The organism is Caballeronia arationis (assembly GCF_001544975.2).
Classification (GTDB): Bacteria; Pseudomonadota; Gammaproteobacteria; order Burkholderiales; family Burkholderiaceae; genus Caballeronia; species Caballeronia arationis.
In genome coordinates this window covers 1-553 of sequence record NZ_FCOG02000611.1, presented here as the reverse complement: position 1 = coordinate 553, position 553 = coordinate 1, and the positions used below count along the sequence as shown (strand labels likewise).

Here is a 553-nt window from a genome sequence, read left to right as displayed (position 1 = left end):
GGTTGAGGGCCACACCCGCAAAGGCCGTCCTGCTTTGTCGAAGGACCTGCCCCGCACGCGCGTCGAATACGACCTGAGCGACGAACAGAAGGCCGCATTCGATACGCTCGAGCGCATCGGCGACGAGCGCAGCGAGACGCTGCACTACGAGCCGTCCAGGCTCACCGTCATCGAGCACGTTCGCTTCAAGTACGCAGCGAAGAAAGATGGCGATTCGACCATAGTGACCGCCAGCGCCCAGCCGTCGCCGCTGCCGAAGAGCAATGCGAGCGCGAGCCTGCTGGCAAACATTCTGGTCAACACCTATGTCGATCATCTGCCATTAAACCGTCAGGAGATGCGCTACGCGCGCCGTGGCGTGTACCTGCCTCGGGCGACGCTGTGCGAATGGAAGCTCGCGGCGGCCGAGTTGCTCGAAGTGCTGCTGCCACCGCTGCGGGTTCATCAGTTGCAGGCGCCCCGCATGCACGTGGACGACACCACGCTGCCTCTACTCGAGAAGGGTCGCAAGGCAACACGAATCGCGCGATTATGGGGCTATCTCGGCGCCGGA

1 protein-coding gene is annotated in these 553 nt (G+C 63.3%); it reads left to right on the top strand.

The window, feature by feature from the left end; all coding sequences use genetic code 11:
- Positions 1 to 34: 34 nt before the first annotated feature.
- Positions 35 to 553 (top strand): IS66 family transposase (locus AWB81_RS48255; protein WP_235026286.1); only part of this gene is annotated, 519 nt, incomplete at its 3' end.